This is a genomic window from Flavobacterium sp. 90, from assembly GCF_004339525.1.
GTDB lineage: Bacteria > Bacteroidota > Bacteroidia > Flavobacteriales > Flavobacteriaceae > Flavobacterium.
Map to the genome: position 1 here is coordinate 5,445,893 of NZ_SMGE01000001.1, position 23,643 is coordinate 5,469,535.

Below are 23,643 nucleotides of genomic sequence, written 5' to 3' on the forward strand. Positions count from 1 at the left end.
CTAAAGAAATTAAAATTTAAAAAATAAAAAATTGAAAAAAATTACCATTGCAATTGATGGATTCTCATCAACAGGAAAGAGCACTTTGGCAAAACAATTAGCAAAAGAGTTAGAATATGTTTATGTAGATACCGGAGCAATGTACCGCGCTGTTACCTATTTCGCAATGCAGAATGAACTTATTAAAGCAGATTTTTTTGATAAAAAAAGCTTACTAGATTCACTTCCAAATATTCAATTAGAATTTAAGTTTAATGCTGATCTTGGTTTTGCTGAAATGTATTTGAATGGTGAAAATGTCGAAAAACCAATTAGAACTATTGAGGTTTCTAATTTCGTAAGTAAAGTAGCCGAAGTTTCAGAAGTGCGTTCTAAATTGGTAGAACAACAACAAGAAATGGGAAAAAACAAAGGTATTGTTATGGATGGAAGAGATATAGGAACTGTAGTTTTTCCAGATGCCGAACTTAAAATTTTCATGACTGCCAGTGCAGAAACGCGCGCACAAAGACGTTTTGATGAATTACAAGAAAAAGGCGATAATGTATCTTATGAAGATGTTTTGAAAAATGTTGTAGAGAGAGATCATATAGATACACACCGTGAAGATTCTCCTTTAGTGATTGCAGATGATGCTATAGAAATAGATAATTCTTACCTTAATAGAGAAGAACAATTTTCGGCTGTTTTAGAATTAGTAAATGATGTTGTTAAAACTGTTTAATTTTTTGTAGATATCATTTTTAATGGTAGTTTTACCGCTTCATTTTTACTAAAAGACAATTTCATCATATGGGAATTAAAAACAGGTTGATTATAATGAGCTTTCTTCAATTTTTTGTTTGGGGAGCGTGGCTTATAACAATTGGAAATTATTGGTTTGGTACTAAAAATTGGGAAGGAACTCAGTTTGGTCTTGTCTTCGGAACCATGGGAATTGCCTCTTTATTCATGCCTACATTAACAGGAATCATAGCTGACAGATGGATAAATGCTGAAAAATTATATGGTTTTCTACATATAATATATGCAGTAGTTTTGTTTAGCATTGCACATGTAACAACTCCTGATAACTTTATTTACGTAATGTTTGCCGCAATGTGTTGCTATATGCCAACAATTGCATTAAGTAATTCAATTTCGTACACTTCACTGAAATTAAACAATAAAAACATTGTAAAAGATTTTCCGCCAATTCGTGTTTGGGGAACTATTGGTTTTATTGCCGCAATGTGGATTACTAATTTAAGTGGAAGTAAAGCAACTGAATATCAGTTTTATATTGCTGGAATTGGTGCTTTGATTCTTGGGATTTATGCTTTTACATTACCAAAATGTGAACCACAACGTTTGACTAAAGAAGATGCTTCATTGACGGAAACGTTAGGATTAGAAGCTTTTAAATTATTCGGAAATTATAAAATGGCTTTGTTTTTTGTGTTTTCTATGTTTTTAGGAGGCGCTTTGCAATTGACAAATGCTTATGGAGATGTGTTTTTAGATGAATTCAAGCATTTTCCAAAATATGCGGATTCATTCGTAATTCAATATTCAACTATTATTATGTCGATTTCTCAGGTTTCTGAGACCTTGTTTATCTTGGCAATTCCGTTTTTCTTAAGACGTTTTGGAATCAAACAAGTAATGTTGATTAGTATGTTGGCTTGGGTATTACGTTTTGGATTATTTGCTTTTGGAGATCCGGTTGGAGGATTATGGATGATTATTATGTCTTGTATCGTTTACGGAATGGCATTTGACTTCTTTAATATTTCAGGTTCTTTATTCGTAGAAAGTAATACAGATTCTAAAATTCGTTCATCTGCTCAAGGTTTGTTTATGATGATGACAAATGGAGTAGGAGCCGTTTTAGGAAGTTTGACTTCAGGTTGGGCAATTGATCGTTTCTTTACAAAATCATTTCACAATACAACTGAATTAGCAGGATTTTTACAAACTGACGCCACAAACTCTAAAATGTTAGATTTTGTAAAAGGTCAGGGAAATACAATTTCTACAGACGGAATTTTTACCAATCCAATTTTGATGAAAGACTGGCACACAATCTGGTTATCATTCGCAGCTTATGCTTTGGTTATTGCAATTGCTTTTGCTGTTTTGTTTAAACATAAACATGATCCAAAAGAGATTGAGAATTTAAGTCATTAAAAATAAAATTATATAGAATCCCCTTTTTTAGCAATTAGAAATGGGGATTTTCTTTTAATAAATGATATATAATGATAGAAGTGTTTGTTAAAAAGTATTGGGATGAAGAAGATGTATTGTTCTATATTCATTTTCAAGATGATGAAGCAGTAAGGCAAATTGAAGTTAAATCTGAAGAGAAAATATGTCTGACTTTAGAAGAACCAATAAAAGAAGAATCTATGTTGTATGATCAAAAGCTTTCTGAACTAGATTTAGAAGAATCTGATTTTATAACAGAGGAAGAATTTAATCAATTTTGGAAAAAAGCATAATGATGCAAACCTTTGTCAAAGTTTAAAACTTTGAAAAAGGTAGAACGCGCACAGTAAACCCGACAGGTTTTTAAAACCTGTCGGGTTTGTTGTTTTTTAAAGGCTTCTATTTAAATAAAAAGCAATAACTTTATTCATCATTTTTAAAACAATACGATGCAGAAAATTAAACTATTTGTGTTGCTATTATTTGGAACTTTTAGTTTTGCTCAAACTAAGGTTTTATACAGCCAAAGTGTTGAAGCTTATAAAAGCAAAGATTATGCTTTGTTTTTGAAATTGGCAAAAGAATTAGATAGCATTCGTCCAATGCATCCAACGTTTACTTATAATTTAGCTTCGGCATATTCATTAAATGGTAAAAAAGAGGAATCTTTAAAGGTTTTGAAAACTGTTGTTCTGGCAAATAACACTGTAGATTTCGAAGGCGATTCAGATTTTGAATCTATTAAAAACGAAAAAGGTTATAAGGATTTGTTAGAACTGAAAGTTTCTCAATCTAAAATAATAGAAAGCTCAAAAGAGAAAGTTAGTCTGTCTGAAAAAGATTTACATCCTGAAGGCTTGCTTTATCTAGAGAAACACAAACTTTGGCTGTCATCAAGTATTCGAAATAAAAAAGTAATCTCTTTTGATGAAAAAGGCAATTGCTCTGATTGGTTTACAGATTGTTTGTATTCGGTGTTTGCAATAAAAGCAGATTATAAAGAGAAGTTTTTATGGATAACTTGTTCAGCAATTCCTGAAATGAAGGGTTTTTCGAAAGAATTAGAAGGAAAAAGCGAGATTCTGAAAATTGATATTACAACGAGAAAACTGGTAAAACGTTATACAATTGAGGGAAATCATGTTTTTGGCGATCTTGTAGTAACTAAAAACAATGATGTTTACATTTCGGATAGTGCTGAATCGATAATTTATAAAATAGAAAATGAGTGTTTGATTTTATGGAAAGATCTTCGGAGAGAAGCTTTTAACCTGCAAGGAATTACTTTTAATAAGGACGAATCTAAGTTTTTTATTGCTGATTATTTAAAAGGAATTTTAGTGATAGATATAAAAAACCAAAAAGAAAATTGGATTGAATTCCCGATCGATGCTTCTAAAAAAGGAATTGACGGATTGGTTTTTTATAATAATTCATTAATAGCAATTCAGAATGGAGTAGTACCAATAAGAATCGTGCGTTACAAGCTGAACGAATCTCAAACTAAAATAATTGATTTTACGATTCTGGATAATAATAGACAAGTTTTTAATGAACCTACTTTGGCAACGTTAGTTAAAAATAAAATATATTTCTTCGCTAATTCTCCTTGGGAATTTTATGATAAGAATTTTCAATTGGACGAAAGTAAGTTTGAAAATCCAAAGTTGTTTGAGCTTAGTTTGGATTAGTTTTTTAATCACACAAAGATAGCCGCGAGTAGTAAACCTAATAGGTTTTTAAAACCTGTTAGGTTTGTTGTAATGAGATGCTTAAAAAACTAAAAAGATCTAATTTAGCCCCGATAGAGTTGTTATCCTTTTTCCGGCTTTTTAGACGGAAAAAGATATAGGCGAAAGCGGGAATGAAGCTCTTGAAAAATCCTACAAGATCTGCTTCTGAACAAATGACTGATAATCATTTAGAATTGTTTTGCTATTACAAATAAATGTATTAATTTTGCAAACCTTTTGGCAGAGAAGAGTTTCCATTAGGGATCAACTATTTATGTAAAACAACTTCTGTTTTTTCTATCGCTTTGAGAAACTCAAGAAAAACAGAATACAAATTTTTTATCAGCATGTCTGAACAATTAAAATCACAAGAAGAGTTTTTAGCAAATTTTAACTGGCATAATTTCCAAGAAGGAATTGATGCAGTTGATGAGAAAAACTTACAAGAGTTTGAAGAACTAGTATCTAAAACTTTCATCGCTACAGATCAAGAAGAAGTAGTTGAAGGAGTTGTTGTTAGAATTACAGATAGAGACGTTATCGTTGATATCAATGCTAAATCTGAAGGTGTTATTTCTTTAAACGAGTTCCGTTACAACCCAAATTTAAAAGTAGGTGACAAAGTAGAAGTATTAATCGACATCCGTGAGGACAAAACAGGTCAATTAGTATTATCTCACAGAAAAGCACGTACTATTAAATCATGGGATAGAGTTATTTCTGCAAACGAAACAGGAGAAATCGTTAATGGTTTTGTAAAATGCAGAACTAAAGGTGGTATGATCGTTGACGTTTTCGGAATTGAAGCTTTCTTACCAGGATCTCAAATTGACGTTAAGCCAATTAGAGACTACGATGTATACGTAAACAAAATGATGGAATTCAAAGTGGTAAAAATTAACCACGAATTCAAAAACGTTGTTGTATCTCACAAAGCTCTTATCGAGGCTGATATTGAAGTACAGAAAAAAGAAATCATCGGTCAATTACAAAAAGGACAAGTATTAGAAGGTGTTGTTAAAAACATTACTTCTTATGGTGTGTTTATTGACTTAGGTGGTGTTGATGGATTAATTCACATTACTGACCTTTCTTGGAGTAGAATCAACCACCCAAGTGAAGTTCTTGAATTAGACCAAAAATTAAACGTTGTAATCCTTGATTTCGATGATGAGAAAACAAGAATTCAATTAGGATTGAAACAATTAAACGCTCACCCATGGGATGCTTTAGATGCTAATTTAACTATTGGTGATAAAGTAAAAGGTAAAGTAGTTGTAATCGCTGATTACGGTGCATTTATTGAAGTTGCTGAAGGTGTTGAAGGTTTAATCCACGTTTCTGAAATGTCATGGTCAACTCATTTACGTTCTGCTCAGGATTTCGTAAAAGTTGGAGATGTTGTTGAAGCTGTTATCTTAACTTTAGATAGAGATGACCGTAAAATGTCATTAGGTATCAAACAATTGACTCAAGATCCATGGACTGATATTACATCTAAATACCCAGTAGGTTCTAAACATACAGGTATCGTTAGAAACTTTACAAACTTTGGTATTTTCGTAGAATTAGAAGAAGGAATTGATGGATTAATCTACATTTCTGACCTTTCTTGGACTAAGAAAATCAAACACCCATCTGAATTTGTAAATGTTGGTGAAAAACTTGATGTAGTTGTATTAGAATTAGATGTTGAAGGACGTAAATTATCTTTAGGTCACAAACAAACTACTGCTAATCCTTGGGATCAATACGAAGATTCTTTCGCTGTAGGAACTATCCACAATGGTGAAATTTCTGAAATTGTTGACAAAGGAGCTACTGTAGAATTCGGAGATGATATCGTTGCTTTCATTCCTACTCGTCACCTTGAAAAAGAAGACGGAAAGAAATTGAAAAAAGGTGATACTGCTGATTTCAAAGTAATCGAATTCAACAAAGAATTCAAAAGAGTAGTTGCTTCTCACACTGCTATCTTCCGTGAAGAAGAAGAGAAAAACGTGAAAGCTGCAACTGAAAATACTTCATCTGCTTCATCTACAAATGCACCAGCTGCAACTTTAGGAGATAACAATGATGTATTAGCTGCATTAAAAGCTAAAATGGAAAAAACTGAGAAAAAATAATCTTAGTTTCCTCTAAATAGAAAGTCCCACAGTAATGTGGGACTTTTTTTTGCGCTATAGTTTTTGTTTTAAGATATTTTAACAAATAAAGTTGTGTTATAATCTTAAAAAGTTATTTTTACTTAAAATTTCCTATATGAAGAAAATCTACTTTTTAATTCTTGCTTTGTGTTTTTTTAATGGCTTGAAAGCTCAGGTCGTGAATATTCCAGATTCTAATTTTAAAACAGCATTAATTAGTAATAAGATTTTATGCAAAGATGTAGATGGAAATTCGATCAAAATCGATAAAAACAATAATGGAGAAATAGAGACAAGTGAAGCTTTGAGTGTATATCAGCTAATTGCCAATAAATGCTTGATATCGGACTTGACCGGTATAAATGATTTTAAGAATTTGACATTGCTACATTGTTATGAGAATTCAATTTCAACTCTTGATTTATCAAATTTAAAAAATTTAAATACACTTGATTGTAGAGATAATTTGCTTACAAATCTAAATATCATTAATTCTCCTGTTTTTAACTATTTAGATTGTTCAAACAATAAATTAACAAATTTAAACCTTACCAATGCTAAAGATCTGGTAACTCTTAATTGTAAAAACAATTTGCTTTCAAGTATTGATTTTGATAATAAAAATTTAAATATATTAAAAACATTAGTCTGTAATGACAATGCAATATTAGGGCTAAATTTGACAAATTTTTATGAATTGTGGTATATTGATTGCCACAATAATTCTTTGAAAAATTTAGAATTACAATCTGGATCCAAATTAGGGGAATTAAATTGCAGCCAAAACAAATTAACAAATTTAGTTCTATCAGATTTACCAAATCTTAGCACAATGAATTCTTATGATAATTTATTGACTTCTGTAACTTTAAATAAATTACCCTTAATTATAGATTTAATTCTGTACAAAAACAAACTAGCAACTATAGATTTATCCAATCTATCCAGAGCAGATAATAAACTAAATAGCCTTAATGTAGGTAGTAATTTATTAACTAGTATTAATTTAGGATCAATAAAATATTTCACATCTCTTAATGTTGCAAACAATAAATTAACTGATTTGAATTTTTTGCCAGCTTATAAAGGAGCAGATTATTTTAATTGTTCAATGAATTTGATTAATTCTATTAGTATAACTGTTCCTGCGAGTAAATTTTACTGTAGCAATAATCCGCTTACGTCTTTAGATATATCAGGATTTATGGAAACTTTTGAATGTACCAATACTTTATTACAAGCTATTGAATTGTCAAATACAAGAGGCAATACTAGTTTTGATGTTTCGAATAATAAAGACCTTAAATTTTTAAGTACAAAAAACGGTTATATAAATTCTGGCTTTTTGAATAATTGTCCCAAGATTAAATTTATCTGTGCTGATGATGATGATGTTAAGAATTTACAAAACGCTATTAATAATGCTGGTTATCTCAATTGCGCTATAAGTAGTTATTGTTCATTTACTCCGGGAGGAACACACTACGTTATTCAAGGGAATCATAGATTAGATAGTAATATGAATGGTTGCGATAATAAGGATATAGTTGTTCCCAACTTAAAGTTTAAAATTACTGATGGAGTAAAAACCGGAAATGTTATCTCTAATTCTTCTGGTGGTTATTCTATTCCTGTTAAAGAAGGAACTCATAAAATTACTCCAGTTTTTGAAAACCCGGATTATTTTATTGCCTTTCCTGAGAATATTGAAATAACTTTTCCAACACAAGCTAGTCCATTTATCCAAGATTTTTGCGTGACAGCAAATGGTGTTCATCCAGATTTAGAAGTTTCGCTTTTACCTATTGAAGAAGCAAGACCAGGGTTTGATGCGAAATATAAAATAGTTTATAAAAACAAAGGAAACAATACTCAATCGGGGACGATAAATCTTAAATTCGATGGCACAATATTAAATTTAGTAACAGCTAATCCAATTGCTTTAACTCAGAGTAGTAATAGTTTGACTTGGAATTTTACCAATTTGCAACCTTTTGAAATACGCGAAATCTTCGTTACTCTAAATTTAAATGGACCAACAGAAACTCCTGCAGTTAATATTGGTGATATTTTAAATCTTATAGTATCAATTTCATTACAAGATAATGATGAAACCCCAAATGATAATACATTTACGTTAAATCAAAGGGTTGTAGGATCTTTTGATCCAAATGATAAAACATGTTTAGAAGGTGATGTAATCACGCCAAGTCTAATAGGTGAGTATGTCCATTATATGATTCGTTTTGAAAATACAGGAACTTATTCTGCTCAAAATATTGTAGTGAAAGATATGATTGATTTGTCAAAATTTGATATCTCTACATTGATTCCAACAAGTTCCAGTCATTCTTTTGTAACTAAAATTTCAGATGAAAACAAAGTAGAATTCATTTTCGAAAATATTAATCTTCCTTTTGATGACGCGAATAATGACGGCTATATTGCATTTAAAATTAAAACAAAACCAACATTAGTAACAGGAGATACATTTACAAATGATGCTAATATTTATTTTGATTATAATTTCCCAATTTTAACCAATAAAGCAATTTCTACTTTTAAAACATTAGGAACTAAGGATTTTGAATTTTCAAACTATTTCAAATTATATCCCATTCCTGCTAATAATGTTTTGAATATTGCAGCGACTCAAGCTATAGAAATAGATTCATTTGGGATCTATGATATTTTGGGACAATTGGTTATCGCAATTCCAAATGCGAAATCAGTTTCTAATATTGATGTTTCAAAACTTAGAACAGGAAATTATTTTATAAAAGTAAAATCAGATAAAGGAAGTTCAAGTATGAAGTTTATTAAATTATAAAGAACTATCACAAATAGAAAATCTCACAGCAATGTGGGATTTTTTTATGTCTTTTTGTTTCAAATTTAGATTTTAGGAGCTATTTCCAGCTATCATTCCAATCTTTTGTACCGAACGCCGGCACAAAAGGATTTTCCCTTCTATCTGGGGCTATGGCAATCGTTTTCAAAAGAAATTTCTTTTTATTTAGAAGCTAATAATTTTGATTCTTCAGGAGTATAATAATCAACAATTGAATAAGATTTTATTCCTGTTATTTTTATCTCATCAAGAATATCGACTAAATTCCCGTAATTAGAGTTTTTACTTGGTTTAATAATAACTGTAACTCCAATTTCTGGCCTGCCCATTGCGGCAGAATATTCATGAACTTTTTTATCAATGACTAATAATTCTTTTCGTATTCCTTTTTTACCATATTGCACCTCTTTAGGTTCTTGGATTGGAGAGTACAATAGTCCCATATAGGTAATCATTTTATTATTATCATCAAGTAGGACAGTTAGAATACGATTTTCATCAGGTTTGTTACATTCAGGTTCAGGACCACAACCGCCACGGTATCCATATTCATACTCCATCATTTTCGGCTTTGCCAACTCAATTGTCACCATAAAAAAGATAATTAACAAGAAAGAAACACTAACCATTGCAGTCAAATCAACTCTCGTACTTAATTTTTTACTTCTAACTTTCTTAGGTAGATTATTCATGGCTGGTATATTTTTTTAATTTGAAGCTAATAATTTTGATTCTTCGGGAGTAAATTCAGGTACGATTGCATAAGTACTGATTTTTGCAATTTCCATTTCGTTTAGAATATCAATTAGATTTTTGTAATTGGATTTTTTACTTGGTTTTATAATTACAGTTATATTTTCCAGTTTTGCACCTTTAGCGGCATATTTAAGCAGATTATTTTTTCTTTGCAGTAATTCTCTTCGGATTCCGTCTTTACCGTATTCTATTTCTTTGGGAGAAATTATAGGAGAATCTGAAAGCCCCATATAATATATCAGTTTATTATTTTCGCCTAACATTACAGTTATCGCTCTGTTTTCTCCTTCATGTCGATAAGACGATGGACAATCACAACATCCATGATCTGGAAAATCTAAAATTAGAGCTTTAGGCTGAGCTAATTCAATTGTAACCATGAAAAATATAATCAATAAGAAAGAAACACTAACCATAGCGGTTAAATCGACTCTTGTACTTAACTTTTTACTTCTGATTTTCTTAGGTAGATTTTGCATTTTTGAAATATTTTTAATTAGAAGCTAATAGTTTTGTTTCTTCCGGAGTGAATTCATTTACAATAGCATAAGCCTCAATGTTTGCAAGTTTCATTTCGTTAAGAATATCAACGAGGTTTCCGTAATTACTTTTGCTGGATGGTTTTATAAAAACAATTACACCTCGATTTGGTTTACCAATAGCAGCGGAATGTTCAAGTATTCTTTTGTTAACTGTTTTAAGGTCACTATGAAATCCATTTTTACTATAATTGGTTTCTCTTGGTTTTTCTAAAGGACTGTCTAGTAGACCAGCATATGTTATTAATTTATTATTTTCCCCCAATAAAACAGTGTAAAAACGATTTCCATTATAACATCCAGCAATTGGTTCACCGCATCCTCTTTCTCTATCAGGTAAACCTAAGCTAATCCCTTTAGGTTTTGACAACTCAATCGTAACCATGAAAAATATAATCAACAAGAAAGAAACACTAACCATTGCGGTTAAATCGACTCTTGTACTTAACTTTTTACTTCTTATTTTCTTAGGGAGATTTTCCATGGCTTCTTGGTTAAGTTGAATGATATGTTTATTTTGAAGCTAAAAGATTAGATTCTTCCGGAGTAAAATCATTTACAATAGTATAAGTTTCAATTTTAGCAATCGCCATTTCGTCTAAAATATCGACTAAATTTTTGAAATTTGATTTTTTACTTGGTTTTATAATTACAATGGGACCGTTTCTTGGCTTTCCCATCGCTGTTGAATATTCCAAAATGTTTTTTCTTCTTTTAAAAAGCTCTTGACGAATTCCGTTTTTTCCATAATTAAACTCTTTTGGATTTGCTATTGGAGCATATAAAAGTCCAGAATAAGTTACGATTTTATCATTATCATCAAGTAAAACAGTTATAATACGATTCACATCTGCACCACAAGTAATTACACAACTCCATTCCTCATCGAAATTTTTTGCAGGTAAACTTAAATCAATCGCCTTAGGCTTTGCTAATTCAATCGTAACCATAAAAAAGATAATCAGTAAAAAAGAAACACTAACCATTGCAGTTAAATCAACTCTCGTACTTAATTTTTTACTTCTTATTTTCTTAGGGAGATTCTCCATATCGAATGATTTTTTACTAAAGTTAATAATAAAAGTAATACAAAGACTTTACTGATTTTAAAAATAATTAAAAATAAATTAAACTTTCAATGTGTTGTTTTACAACGGTTTTTAAGGATTTTACAATGATTTTGAAACTTTTTTGAATTTTTAATAAAACCAAATCGAAAACTATCCCGTAAATGAGCTTATAACTTAAAACATTCATTATGAAAACTAGAAAATTTTTAGCCGTAGCAATCTTAGCATTAGGATTTGGATTTACATCATTTGCACAAAAAACTAAAATGGTTGGTGGAGCTGCAATGTACCCAAACAAAAATATTATTGAAAATGCCGTAAATTCAAAAGATCATACTACATTGGTTGCTGCTGTAAAAGCTGCTGGATTAGTAGAAACATTACAAGGAAAAGGGCCGTTTACCGTTTTTGCTCCAACAAACGAAGCATTTGCTAAATTACCAGCAGGAACTGTTGAAACATTATTGAAACCTGAAAACATCAAAAAATTGCAAACTATTTTGACTTATCACGTTGTTGCAGGAAAATGGAATGCTTCTGATATTGCAAAAGCAATTAAAGCAGGTAAAGGAAAAGCAACTATTAAAACCGTTAGCGGTGGATCTCTAACAGCTTGGATGAAAGGAAAAGACCTTTATATTAGCGACGAAAGCGGAAACAAAGCTAAAGTTACAATCGCTGACGTAAATCAATCTAATGGTGTAATTCACGTAGTTGATACAGTATTGTTGCCAAAAATGTAATACTGCACAAAGTCCCAATAATAAAAAATTCCAAATTCCAACTTTATAAAGTTTGAATTTGGAATTTTTTATTATTTGAATTTTAAAAGCTTATCGTTTAGCTGTTAAAGTCGATCCAACAGAAGCTATGACAACACAAAAAACAGCTAATATTTCATAGAAAGTCAAATATTCCTGCAAGAATATAAAGGCACAAACTGAAGCTGCAGCAGGCTCTAAACTCATTAATATACTAAAAGTACGAGGAGGAAGCTGACCTAAAGCTTTCATTTCAAGAGTAAATGGAATAGCGCTTGATAAAAGAGCAAGTGCAACACCCATTCCAAGAAGTTTTGGAGTTAGGTTGGACAATCCATTTTCATAAAAACCAAACGGAAGTATTAAAATTGCACCAAACAACATTCCGGTTGCAACTGCTTGGCCGCCATGCATTATTTTAGAAACTTTTCCGCCTAAAACAATATAAGCCGCCCAAAGAGCTCCTGCTAATAAGGCAAATAAAACTCCTAAAGAATCTATACTATTATTTGACCAGGGTGCAATAAGTGCAATCCCGATTGCTGCAAGTAAAACCCAGCAATAATCAACTAAACGGGTCGAACCAATTATAGCTACCACTAATGGACCTATAAATTCTAAGGTTACAGCAAGTCCAATTGGGATTCTTTCTATTGCCATATAAAAAATCAAATTCATTGCACCTAAAGCCAAACCATATGGAACAACAATTTTCCATTGATCAGCTGTAATTTGCTTTAAATTTGGTCTGTATGCAATCAGTAAAATTATAGCTGAAACTCCAATTCGTATTGATGCTGTTCCCGCAGCTCCAATTGCAGGAAATAAGGTTTTTGCAATTGCGGCGCCACATTGTACACTTACAATAGCCAAAAGTACTGCATAAACAGGCGGTATATTAAAATCTTTATTTTTCATGATAATTATAAAAAGGAGATAAGAAGAATTGAAATAGGAAAAGTGAATCTTTTATCTCTTAGAAGAAAGTATCGTTGGAATTAAATTCCAACTATTTTAAAACATGTTATATTATTGTAAAGCTCTTTTTGTAATAAAAGCCCGGTAACCAATAATTGCCATTTGCCATTTTTTTGCTTTCGAAATATCTAAACCTTGTTTTGTAAAACTTGGTAAAAGAATTTTGTTGATTTTGGCTAAAATTTTATACATGGTAGGTTATTTTTTTTTTTTTTGGCAAAGATATAAAAAAGACCTTGCAGTTAAGCAAAGTCTTTCAGGGATTTAGTATTGAGTATTAAAAGGTTACTGGGTGCTTATAACTCAATTCCTATTTGTGAAATTTTCTGTATTTAATGCATCTTAAGTCAGTTTTTATTGCTAATTATAAAATTATACAAACAAATATATTTCTTCAAAAAAAAAGCCAGTGTTTAGAAACACTGGCTTTTACTTTATTTAATTTCTGCATTAAGATCGTTTATTGTCTTTTTCAAATTTTCTGATATTTTTTTCATGCTCTTTCATGTTTTTTTCATAAACCTTCATGTCTTTCTCAAATTGCTCCATTTTCTTTTCAAAATCTCCTCCAAATTGTTGGTCGATAAGTGCGCTATATTTATCCATTTCAGCTCCAAATTTATCCATAGCGATTTCATACTTTTCCATTTCTTTGTCATAAACAAGTTCACGTTTTGACATGATTTGGTCTACTTGATCTTGATAAGCGTCCATTTTTGGATGAAATACATCCATTTTTTTCTGAAATTCAACCATTTTTTTGTCAAAATCTTTCATAGCCACTTTGTCCTTAATATTTTTTGGTAATACGGGAGGTTTTGGCATATTTGACATATTTGGCGGAGTTGGTAGCTCTAAATCTTTTGGCAATACAGGCATTATCGGAGCAACAGGTGCTGGCTGTAATTCTGGCGTTGCAGGAGGTGTAGGAGGAACCGGAGGAGTGGGCATGTTCTGACCGTTATACTCTGTAACTTCAGCTACACGATTTTGATACTCAGTTGATTTGTCGTTTTCTGCATCTGTAACAATACCGATTTTTTTAATGCCATTTTTTTCGGTCGAAACAGAAATTCCAAAGCTATCTATAGCTTCATCGCCATCAATTTGAACGGTTTGAACTTCTTCAGATCCTTTTTTAATACTGATTTTAATTCCTATTAATTCCTTTTTAGAGTTTCTCTTTATATTAGAAACAGCAACATCTGCACCATGATTCTTTTTTAGTTTTTCAGCAATTACTTTTAACTCCTGATCAGTAGTGTTTTTAGTAATGTTGTAAGTGTCATCCGAATCATTAGTTTGAGAAACTTCCTGAGACTGACTTTTTTCCTGAGCAAGAGTTTTAATTTGAAACAACAGCACAAAAGCAATAAGTGCGGGAATTATGGCATAATATTTCCAGTAATTCCATTTTTTTGATTGATTTTTGTTTAACATGACAATTCGTTTTTTGATTAATGATTGATAAAAATGATTGGTGATTGCAACGCATGATTCGTGCGTTGTGATTTTTAAAAGCGTGTATTGATACGCTTTCTTGTCGGATATGTTTTTGGCAGCTTCACGATCTGCAATAAATTCAAGGTTTTGAAGAATCGCTTTTTTGTATAACCACATGATAGGATTGAACCAAAAAAGAACGCAAAAAACTCTTGAAATCAAAACATCTACAGTATGATTTTGATCGCTATGCACTTTTTCATGCTCGATAATATTTTCCAATTCCGAAGCTGTGTACATTGATGAGTTGTACACGATGTAATCAAAATAAGAAAAGGGAGCAATATTCTCGCTAATATCTATAAATTTAAAATCAGCTTGTTGATGAACTTTTTTTCCTTTTAAGACAGAATTTAAACTATAGAAATCAAGCGCAAATTTTATTATCAGAGCAAGAAAACCAATACTATAAATAGCAAGAACTACATAATTCCAGTTAATTTGAAAAGATTCCTGCTCAACTGCATGCGGAGTATAAACTCTCGAATAATCTACTGCAGACATTGTCACCGGAGTTGGATCGATCCAAACAATTTTGGTATAGACCAAAAATGGCAATACAACAGAAGTTATTAGTCCGGCAAGCAAGAACCATCTATTGCTATTGAAAAAAGTCTCTTTGCGTAATAAAACATAATAAGCAAAGTAAAACAGCAGCAGTAATCCGCTTGATTTTGCGATAAAAATAAAAAGTGCTTCCATAACGTTATTTTACTTCAAGTGGAGTTTCGATCATAGCCAGGATTTCACGTAATTCTGCCGCTGAAATTTTTTCTTCTTTAGCAAAAAATGAAACCATACTTTTATAAGAACTATTGAAATAATTGTCAATTGCTGTACTCATAAAACCTTTGCTGTAATCTTCAATACTTACTATTGGATAATATTGATGAGTATTTCCAAAAGCATTATGTCCCACATATCCTTTTTCTTCCAGATTACGAACAATAGTCGAAAGTGTATTGTAATGCGGTTGATCTTCAGTGATTTCTGTTTGAATCTCTTTTACAAAAGCTTTTTTAAGCTTCCATAAAATATGCATGATTTCTTCTTCTTTGTTGGTCAGCTTTTGCATAATTTTAGTTTTTAAATGCAATTCAAACTATTTTTTTGTTTCAATAATAATGGCTCCATGTATAGCATCTTCACCATATTTTGCTTTGGCTTCAGGGCTTTTAAGAACATTTATTGCTTTGATATTTTCGGGATCAATAATATTTAAATCTTCTTTATTAAGATTCCCAATTACTATTCCGTCAACAATAACTAACGGGTCATTGTTTACTTGTAAAATTTGGTGCCCAACACTTTTAATTACAATTTTTGTACTTGTTTTTTCGTCTACATTAGTGTTTACAGTAGCGCTACTAGTAGTGCTAACAACGCAATCAGCTTTTGTGCTAGTATTAGAATTAGTGTTAACATCATTGTTGGTTTTAGAATTTTGAACTTTTACGATTTTAATTTTGTCTGTTTTGTTGCCAGAATCAGAAACTTGATTATCAGTAGCTAAACTGATTTTTTTAGAACCGTCAGCTTCAGTTAAGACGATAACTCCACAATCTTTAATAGCTTTGTCTCCTGAAACTTGATATTCTTGAGCTTCTTCAGATCCTCTTTTTACGTTTAGTTTTATTGCAGTTAATTCGTTTTGAGAATTTCTTTTCAAGTCTGAAATTGTAAAATCAATGTTGTGATTTAATTTTAACTTTTCTGCAATAACTTTCAATTCCTGATCTGTAGTCGTTTTTTTGATTTTGAAAACATCGATAGATTCATTTCCTTTTTTAGAAAACTTAACAGGCGTTTCTCTTTTTTCTTTTGCAATTACTTCGATTTGAAATAATAGTACAAATGCTGCAAGAGCTGGTATTACAACATAATACTTCCATGAATTACTCTTTTTTGATTGATTTTTGTTTAACATAATGATTCGTTTTTTGATTAATGATTGATAAAAATGATTGGTAATTGCAACACATGATTCGTGTGTTGTTATTTTTAAAAGCGTGTACTGATACGCTTTTTTGTCTGATATTTTTTGAGCAGCTTCTTTATCAGCAATAAATTCAAGATTTTGAACAATTGCTTTTTTATAAAACCACATTATAGGATTGAACCATAATAAGATGCAAAACACTCTCGAAATAAGAACATCAACGGAATGATTTTGATCGCTGTGAACTTTTTCATGTTCCAGAATACTCTCTAATTCTACTGCCGTATACATTGATGAATTGTACACGATATAATCAAAATAGGAGAAAGGAGCAATGTTTTCTTCTACATCTATAAATTTAAAATCGGCTTGTTGTTGTATTTTTTTACCTTTTATAATAGTATTTAAACTATAAAAATCGATTCCAAATTTGATTAGAAAGCCAATAAAACCAATAGTATAAACAGCTATAAACGTAATATTCCAATTGATTTCAAAAGAACTATTTTCTGCGTTTAATGGATGAAGCTCTAAATAATTTATATTCGAAAGTGGAGTAGGAGTAATCCATACTACTTTGGTGTAAACCAAAAATGGTAATACAACAGAAGTAATTAAACCTGCCATTAAAAACCATCTGTTACTATTGAAGAATGTTTCTTTGCGTAATAAAAAGATATACGCACAGAAAAACAAGAGTAATAATCCGCTTGATTTTGCTATAAATATAAAAAGTGCTTCCATAAACGATTATTTTTCTTCTTTTGGAGATTCAATCATAGCAAGAATTTCTCTTAATTCGGCTGCAGAAATTTTTTCTTCTTTAGCAAAAAATGAAACCATATTTTTATAAGAACTATTGAAGAAGTTGTCAATAGCCGTATTCATAAACTTTTTACTGTAAGCTTCAAGTGTAACTGCAGGGTAATATTGATGTGTATTTCCAAAAGCATTATGTCCCACAAAACCTTTTTCCTCAAGATTACGAACAATCGTAGAAAGTGTATTATAATGAGGTTGATCTTCGGTAATTTCTGCTTGGATTTCTTTTACAAAAGCTTTTTTAAGCCTCCATAAAATATGCATGATTTCCTCTTCTTTGTTGGTTAACTTTTGCATGTTTTCTAATTTTAATTCAAACCTACAACTATTTTTCTAGTTACGCAACTACAAAACTAGTTATTTAACTAAAAAAAGCGTTTGAAAGTTTTTTTAGAATAGAAAAACTGCCGTAAAAGCCTTTAAAATAGGGCAAAAAGCAAGTTGAGTTTTTTTATAAATATTTTAGTTCGTGAAGCCGGGAAAGAAAATGGTACACGGATGACAAGGATTCGCTAAAGCGAAAACGCGGATTTTGACGGATTTTATTTTTATTCTTTATTGAAATGAAAAATTAACCGCAAAGCGCGCTAAGATTTTTCGCAAAGTTCGGAAAGATTTACGCTTTTTGCGGGAAGTTGCTTTCTATCGAAAAAAGTTCGCAAAGCTTTATGTTGATTTAGTGTTGCGAACTTTACGTTTATAGAAAAACCTGTATAAACATATAAATTTAATTCAACTAACTACGTATCTAAAATCATCAATATTCGTCTAGTTTCGGTTGTGATTTCTTTTCGGTCGAAAAGATAAAAAAATCCGCGTTTTCGCTTTAGCGAATCCGTGTCATCCGCGTGCTATTTCTCACTAAGCTTTGCGAACTTTGCGTTTACTAACCACAATCCAAAACAAAAAAACCTTGCGAGCTTTGCGGTTAAACCAACATTAAATAGAAGTTTTTAACTAACCCTTTCATTAGATAAAGCTTTCTTAATCCAAAAACAGCAAAGAGTAGCAAAAACTCCAATACAAGCCATAAAAAGCCAATTGATTTGATATCCTAAACGAGAAATGATCTCAAAACCAACTTTCGAACTAATAATATGAGCCAGACTAAAACTCATCGTATAAAGCGCCATATATCGGCCTTCTTGTCCTCGGGGCGCGCGACTTAACGCAAAAGCATTCGAAAAAGGGAAGGTCAGAATTTCGCCAATCGAAATACAAATCATGCTTATAACCAAAATTCCTGCCCAGACATTAATTAATAATAGAAAGAAACTTAATGCCATAACAAACGATCCGAGAATTATAATTCTTATTTTCGGAAATCCTTTTCTTTCCATAAAACCAACTGTTGGCATTTCTAAGGCAAATATCAAAAGTCCGTTTAGAGTCATTAATAATCCGGTTTGAAATTCACTTAAGCCAAATTTCTCGTTATGATATAAAGGTAGCGTTGTGAAAAGCTGAAAGAAAATCATTGCCGTAACAAAACTCACAAACAAAAAGACCCAAAAGATTTTATCATGAAATACTGATTTTATTTCGGCTGCGCTTTCGATTTTATCTTCATGAACGACTTTTTTCTTCTCTTTAACTAATAATGCAAATATTGAAATAGAGATAATACATGACGCACCATCAACCCAGAATAAACCGGAATAACCAATTCCCATAATAATCAAACCTCCTAAAGCCGGTCCTGCAGCAAAGCCAAGATTTACCGCCAAACGTACTAAGGTCAATGCTCGAGTTCTATTTTCGGGTTTTGCATAAGCGCCAAGCGAAACAAACATTGCGGGCCTGAACATATCAGCAATTGTCATTAAGATAAACATAGCGATACAAAGCGCCCAAAATGTCGTAATATATTGTACAAAGAAAAGCGAAACTCCACTTGTGAATAAACTAAAAATCATGATTTTATAGAATCCGATTTTGTCTGATAATTTTCCGCCTAACCAGGAACCTAACATCGATCCAAGTCCAAAAGCTACCATTATCCAACCAACTTGATTATAAGTAAATTGAAGATCTTCTTTTAGATATTTGGACAAAAAAGGAAGTACCATTGTTCCGGCACGATTGATAAAAGTGACAATTGTAAGTATCCAAATTTCTCTTGAAAATCCTTTAAAGTTGTTGATGTAATGGTTAAAAGCGGTTTTGAGCATTATAAATAAGTTATTTGCAACAAAGTTAGGAAACTTTGTCACGTATAGTGGTTGTCGCATTGTTACTTTTAAACTATTTTTGCTGAAAATTTCCAAGATGAAAAATGCGATTGTATTGGCTTTAATATTGGCTTTTAATTTTGGCTTTAGCCAAAAGAAATTTGACCAGAATGATGCGAAAAAATTTCAGGACAAAATAAACTCAGAATATGCTGACGCTAAGACGAGTCCGTTAATGGCTGAAGATTTAAAGAACTTTAAAACTTTGGATTTTTTCCCAATTTCTGGTAAATATGCTGTCGTTGCAAAATTTGAAAAAGCAAAAGATGAGAAAGTTTTCGAAATGAAAACGACAGGAACAAGAACACCAAAATACATTAAATTCGGAACATTATATTTTACTTTAGACGGCGTTGAGTTGAAATTAAATGTTTACCGAAATATTGAACTTTCGAAAACAACAGAATATAAAGATCATTTGTTTTTGCCATTCTCAGATTTAACAAGCGGAAAAGAGAGTTATATAGGAGGAAGATATATTGATTTGAAAATCCCGAAAGGAAACACGATTGCAGTAGATTTTAATGAGGCTTACAATCCATATTGCGCATACAATCATAAATATTCATGTCCGCTTGTTCCTTTAGAGAATGATTTGAAAGTGGAAATTAAAGCAGGTGTAAAAACGTTTCATTAATGGAATTTTTCAATTTTCATACACATCAATTTACAAATCAACCTAATATTTTAGAATTGGTCAATCAATATCCGCAAGAATTTGATGCTACAATTCCATTTTATTCGATTGGAATTCATCCTTGGTACATTAAGGAAGATCAAATTGATGCCGAATTGAAAATTATTGAAGAAAAATTACAAATGAAAAATTGTCTTGCAATTGGAGAATGTGGTGTAGACAAACGAATCGAAGTTCCGCTAGAACAACAAATTTTAGTTTTTGAAAAACAATTGGCTTTGGCCGAAAAATATAAAAAACCTGTTGTAATTCATTGCGTTGCGGCTTTTCAGGAAGTGATTGCAATTAAAAAGAAGCTGAAAATTTCGGTTCCGATGATTATTCATGGTTTTTCTAAGAATAGTCAAATTGCGGAACAGCTTATCAAAGCAGGATTTTATATTTCGTTTGGAAAATATTTACTTAGAAATCCGGAATTAAAATCGGTGTTTCTGAATGTAACAAATGATCGGTTTTTTCTGGAAACAGATACAATTGAAGAAGGAATTAGTCAGGTTTATGATTTAGCATCAGAATATAAAAATATAACAATCAAAGAATTGCAAGAGATTATCTCAAGTAATTTTGCATCAGTATTTGAAAAGTAATTTGTAAAAGGTGAGAGGTAAAATGATTTCGCTCAGTCTTATCGGCAGTGAAACCTGAAACTTTAAACCTGAAACAAAAAAAGTAAAAAAACAAACAAAAGAAACAAAATTAAGATATGGCAGAGTGGACAGAAAGAGCCGAGCTTTTATTTACTAAAGAAGGATTGCAAAACCTACAGAACTCAAATGTTTTGGTTGTAGGTTTGGGTGGAGTTGGATCATTTGCAGCAGAATTTTTGGCTAGAGCCGGAGTAGGAAGCATGACAATTGTAGATGGAGATGTGGTAGATATCACAAATATTAACAGACAATTACCGGCTTTACATTCGACTGTTGGTCAGCCAAAAATCACAATTGTTGGAGATCGTTTAATGGATATTAATCCGGAATTGAAATTAACTCGTGTTCAGGAATTTTTATCTCCTGAAAGAGCTTTTGAAATCGTTTCTCCAGAGTTTGATTATGTTTTGGATTGTATTGACAGTATTACTCCAAAATTAAATTTGATTATCGCTGCAAAACGAAAAAGAGTAAAAATCATAAGCAGCATGGGCGCTGGGGGAAAAATGTTAGCTTCAAAAGTGAAAGTGACGGATATTTCTAAAACGATAAATTGTTATTTTTCTAAAACCATCAGAAAACGTCTGAAAGTTGAAAAAATCAACAAGTTAAAAGTAGTTTTCTCTTCTGAAATTCAAGATGAAAAAAGCTTGAAATTGACAGATGGTAAAAACTTCAAAAAATCATTCTACGGAACCAACAGTTATATGCCGGGATTATTTGGTCTTCATGTTGCCGAAACAGTGATTAGACATTTACTTGCTAAAGAATAGTTTCTAAGGTTCTAAGGTTCTGGGATGCTAAGTTACTAAGCTTGCAACTGAAAATCGTAGAATTTTAGAGCCTTGAAAAAGTGTTTCAAGTTCTGGACATACGTGAACTTTGTCAAAGTTTTCGCAAGTCAAAGAACCCAAAATAAAAAACGAAATTACCACAAAACAAAAGACGCTAAATTATACGTTCCAATAAGAAAATCTTAGAACCTTAGCATCTCAGAACCTTAGTACCTTAAAAAAAAATGATTAAAACAGTAATTTTTGACATGGATGGTGTAATTGTAGACACTGAACCAGTTCACCGTTATGCTTATTACAAACAATTTTCGGAATTAAATATTAGCGTAGGTGAGGAGATGTATACTTCTTTTACGGGATTTTCGACTCGCAACACATTTCAGGCTTTGAAGGGATTTTTTCCGACTATTGAGCATGAAGTTGAAGATTTGATTCAGAGAAAGAGAACCATTTTTAATGATGCGTTTGACACGAAAGAAGATTTGTATTTATTAGAAGGCGTCCAGGATTTGATTAAAGATTTATTCGCTAACGGAATACAATTGATTTTAGCTTCTTCGGCTTCAAAAGTTACGATTGAGCGTGTTTTTACAAGATTCAATTTGCACCAATATTTTACGGATATCGTGAGCGGTGAAGATTTTCCGCAATCAAAACCAAATCCGGCGATTTTTATACATGCGGCTTCATTGTCAAAAGCACCAAAAGAAAATTGTATTATAATAGAAGACAGCACAAACGGCGTAAAAGCGGCAAAAGCAGCAGGGATTTATTGTGTAGGTTATAATAGTCTTCATTCTAAATTGCAAGATCTGTCTGATGCTGATTTAATTATTAATCATTTTAACGAATTAAACGCGCAAAAAATATCACAATTAGGAGCTTGAATTATATAAAATTTAACATTTGTTACCTAATTGAATTTGTAAATTTGAACAAACAAAATAAACTCACATGAAAAAACTACTTATTGCATTAGCCATTATTTTGGCTCCTTTTGCTACAGAAGCACAAATAAAAACCCCACAAGCGAGTCCGAAAGGCTATATTAAGCAAACAGTTGGTTTGACTGATGTTGAAGTTACCTATTCAAGACCAGGAGCCAGAGGTAGAGCAGTTTTTGGAAATTTAGTTCCGTTTGGTAAATTATGGAGAACTGGAGCTAATGAAAACACAATCATCAATTTTAGCGATGATGTTGTGATTGATGGTAAGACTTTGAAAAAAGGAAAATATGCAATTTATACGATTCCTAAAATCGAAAGCTGGGAAGTTATTTTTTACCTTTCTACAGACAATTGGGGATTGCCAGAAAACTGGAGCGATGCATATGTTGCTTTAAGAACTACTGTAAAAGAGAACGCATTACCAACTCCCGTTGAGACTTTTACAATTGGAATCAATGGTTTAGATCCAAACTTTGGATATTTAGAAATGGCTTGGGAAAACTCTCATGTTGCTTTAAAATTTGAAGTTCCAACTGCAAAAACTGCTACAGCAAGTATCGAAAAAGCATTGGCTGGACCAACTTCAAATGATTATTTTGCTGCAGCTCAATATTTATTTCAATCTAACGGAAGTATCGAAAACGCAAGAAATTATGTAGATAAATCTTTAGATATGAGCACTGAAAAACCTTATTTCATCTTAAGATTAAAAGCTCAAATTCAAGCAAAACAAGGCGATAAAAAAGGAGCTGTTGAAACTGCAAAAGCTTCACTTGCCGCTGCAGAAGCTGCAAACAATCAAGATTACGTAAAACTAAATAAAGATAGTATTGCTGAATGGAGCAGATAATGATTCTTATTAGAATTATTAAATTCGAAAATTTTAAAAAATCCAAATTCCAATTAATATTGGGATTTGGATTTTTTTTTGTTTAGCACATTTTTGTCATCTCGACAGAGGAGAAATCGCACGAGGAACTCCGCAATAAAAAGCGTCAATCTTTGTGGAATTTCTTGTGTGATTTCTCCCTTCGTTCG

23 protein-coding genes are annotated in these 23,643 nt (G+C 31.5%); 12 read left to right on the top strand and 11 right to left on the bottom strand.

Translation table 11 applies throughout. The features are described from left to right. Positions 1-31 precede the first annotated feature (31 nt). The 6 genes from cmk (at position 32) to C8C83_RS22035 (ending at position 8,900) form a co-directional block, all read left to right on the top strand. Positions 32-724: a (d)CMP kinase gene (cmk, locus tag C8C83_RS22010; RefSeq protein ID WP_121330701.1), complete on the top strand. Its 693-nt coding sequence runs from the start codon at positions 32-34 to the stop codon at positions 722-724. A 68-nt stretch (positions 725-792) separates the two neighbouring features. After that, positions 793-2,169 carry a nucleoside permease gene (locus C8C83_RS22015; RefSeq protein WP_121330702.1) on the top strand — a complete coding sequence of 459 codons (1,377 nt, stop codon included), beginning with the start codon at positions 793-795 and terminating at the stop codon, positions 2,167-2,169. Positions 2,170-2,240: 71 nt separating this feature from the next. Then, positions 2,241-2,483: a hypothetical protein gene (locus tag C8C83_RS22020; RefSeq protein WP_121330703.1), complete on the top strand. Its 243-nt coding sequence runs from the start codon at positions 2,241-2,243 to the stop codon at positions 2,481-2,483. Between the two features lie 156 nt (positions 2,484-2,639). Continuing rightward, the gene (locus tag C8C83_RS22025; protein WP_121330704.1) at positions 2,640-3,881 is read left to right on the top strand and encodes a hypothetical protein; all 1,242 of its coding nucleotides are present in this window, start codon (positions 2,640-2,642) and stop codon (positions 3,879-3,881) included. Between the two features lie 389 nt (positions 3,882-4,270). Further along, complete coding sequence (gene rpsA / locus C8C83_RS22030; RefSeq protein WP_089354646.1) at positions 4,271-6,049, top strand: 30S ribosomal protein S1; 1,779 nt, start codon at positions 4,271-4,273, stop codon at positions 6,047-6,049. Positions 6,050-6,185: 136 nt separating this feature from the next. Further along, the gene (locus C8C83_RS22035) at positions 6,186-8,900 is read left to right on the top strand and encodes a T9SS type A sorting domain-containing protein (protein ID WP_121330705.1); all 2,715 of its coding nucleotides are present in this window, start codon (positions 6,186-6,188) and stop codon (positions 8,898-8,900) included. 182 nt (positions 8,901-9,082) lie between these two features. On the opposite strand, the gene C8C83_RS22040 is transcribed toward C8C83_RS22035, so the two are convergent. Genes C8C83_RS22040 through C8C83_RS22055 form a run of 4 tightly spaced genes read right to left on the bottom strand, consistent with a single transcriptional unit; the run spans position 9,083 to position 11,265 of the window. Then, positions 9,083-9,613, bottom strand: a complete 531-nt coding sequence (locus tag C8C83_RS22040) for a biopolymer transporter ExbD (RefSeq protein WP_121330706.1) — start codon at positions 9,611-9,613, stop codon at positions 9,083-9,085. Between the two features lie 15 nt (positions 9,614-9,628). Further along, the gene (locus tag C8C83_RS22045) at positions 9,629-10,156 is read right to left on the bottom strand and encodes a biopolymer transporter ExbD (protein ID WP_121330707.1); all 528 of its coding nucleotides are present in this window, start codon (positions 10,154-10,156) and stop codon (positions 9,629-9,631) included. A gap of 13 nt (positions 10,157-10,169) precedes the next feature. Beyond that, the gene (locus C8C83_RS22050) at positions 10,170-10,700 is read right to left on the bottom strand and encodes a biopolymer transporter ExbD (RefSeq protein ID WP_121330708.1); all 531 of its coding nucleotides are present in this window, start codon (positions 10,698-10,700) and stop codon (positions 10,170-10,172) included. A 28-nt stretch (positions 10,701-10,728) separates the two neighbouring features. Next, positions 10,729-11,265 (bottom strand): biopolymer transporter ExbD, encoded by a 537-nt coding sequence (locus C8C83_RS22055; protein ID WP_121330709.1) that lies wholly within the window; start codon positions 11,263-11,265, stop codon positions 10,729-10,731. A 209-nt stretch (positions 11,266-11,474) separates the two neighbouring features. On the opposite strand from C8C83_RS22055, the gene C8C83_RS22060 reads away from it, so the two are divergent. After that, positions 11,475-12,029, top strand: coding sequence for a fasciclin domain-containing protein (locus C8C83_RS22060; RefSeq protein WP_121330710.1), 555 nt, complete (start codon positions 11,475-11,477; stop codon positions 12,027-12,029). 90 nt (positions 12,030-12,119) lie between these two features. Here C8C83_RS22060 and C8C83_RS22065 read toward each other — a convergent pair whose 3' ends face one another. The 7 genes from C8C83_RS22065 to C8C83_RS22095 form a co-directional block, all read right to left on the bottom strand. Further along, on the bottom strand, positions 12,120-12,965 hold the full coding sequence (locus C8C83_RS22065) for a DMT family transporter (RefSeq protein ID WP_121330711.1): 846 nt from the start codon (positions 12,963-12,965) through the stop codon (positions 12,120-12,122). A 111-nt stretch (positions 12,966-13,076) separates the two neighbouring features. Next, positions 13,077-13,217 carry an SsrA-binding protein gene (locus C8C83_RS22070; RefSeq protein ID WP_121330712.1) on the bottom strand — a complete coding sequence of 47 codons (141 nt, stop codon included), beginning with the start codon at positions 13,215-13,217 and terminating at the stop codon, positions 13,077-13,079. Positions 13,218-13,475: 258 nt separating this feature from the next. After that, a complete protein-coding gene (locus C8C83_RS22075; protein ID WP_121330713.1) occupies positions 13,476-15,230 on the bottom strand; it encodes a M56 family metallopeptidase in 1,755 nt (584 codons plus the stop codon). Between the two features lie 4 nt (positions 15,231-15,234). Next, positions 15,235-15,603 (bottom strand): BlaI/MecI/CopY family transcriptional regulator, encoded by a 369-nt coding sequence (locus C8C83_RS22080; RefSeq protein ID WP_121330714.1) that lies wholly within the window; start codon positions 15,601-15,603, stop codon positions 15,235-15,237. 27 nt (positions 15,604-15,630) lie between these two features. After that, a complete protein-coding gene (locus C8C83_RS22085) occupies positions 15,631-17,211 on the bottom strand; it encodes a M56 family metallopeptidase (protein ID WP_121330715.1) in 1,581 nt (526 codons plus the stop codon). A 6-nt stretch (positions 17,212-17,217) separates the two neighbouring features. Then, positions 17,218-17,586 (bottom strand): BlaI/MecI/CopY family transcriptional regulator, encoded by a 369-nt coding sequence (locus C8C83_RS22090; RefSeq protein WP_121330716.1) that lies wholly within the window; start codon positions 17,584-17,586, stop codon positions 17,218-17,220. 656 nt (positions 17,587-18,242) lie between these two features. Next, positions 18,243-19,460: an MFS transporter gene (locus C8C83_RS22095; protein WP_121331421.1), complete on the bottom strand. Its 1,218-nt coding sequence runs from the start codon at positions 19,458-19,460 to the stop codon at positions 18,243-18,245. 97 nt (positions 19,461-19,557) lie between these two features. On the opposite strand from C8C83_RS22095, the gene C8C83_RS22100 reads away from it, so the two are divergent. From C8C83_RS22100 to C8C83_RS22120, 5 genes are all read left to right on the top strand, one after another. After that, positions 19,558-20,157, top strand: coding sequence for a DUF1684 domain-containing protein (locus C8C83_RS22100; RefSeq protein ID WP_121330717.1), 600 nt, complete (start codon positions 19,558-19,560; stop codon positions 20,155-20,157). Beyond that, on the top strand, positions 20,157-20,804 hold the full coding sequence (locus C8C83_RS22105) for a TatD family hydrolase (RefSeq protein WP_121330718.1): 648 nt from the start codon (positions 20,157-20,159) through the stop codon (positions 20,802-20,804). The genes C8C83_RS22100 and C8C83_RS22105 overlap by 1 nt, the downstream gene beginning before the upstream one ends. Positions 20,805-20,920: 116 nt before the next feature. Then, entirely contained in the window at positions 20,921-21,637 is a 717-nt protein-coding gene (locus C8C83_RS22110) for a tRNA threonylcarbamoyladenosine dehydratase (RefSeq protein WP_121330719.1), read from the top strand. Positions 21,638-21,882: 245 nt separating this feature from the next. Next, the gene (locus C8C83_RS22115) at positions 21,883-22,545 is read left to right on the top strand and encodes an HAD family hydrolase (RefSeq protein WP_121330720.1); all 663 of its coding nucleotides are present in this window, start codon (positions 21,883-21,885) and stop codon (positions 22,543-22,545) included. Positions 22,546-22,612: 67 nt separating this feature from the next. Beyond that, the gene (locus C8C83_RS22120) at positions 22,613-23,455 is read left to right on the top strand and encodes a DUF2911 domain-containing protein (RefSeq protein WP_121330721.1); all 843 of its coding nucleotides are present in this window, start codon (positions 22,613-22,615) and stop codon (positions 23,453-23,455) included. The last annotated feature ends 188 nt before the right edge of the window (positions 23,456-23,643 follow it).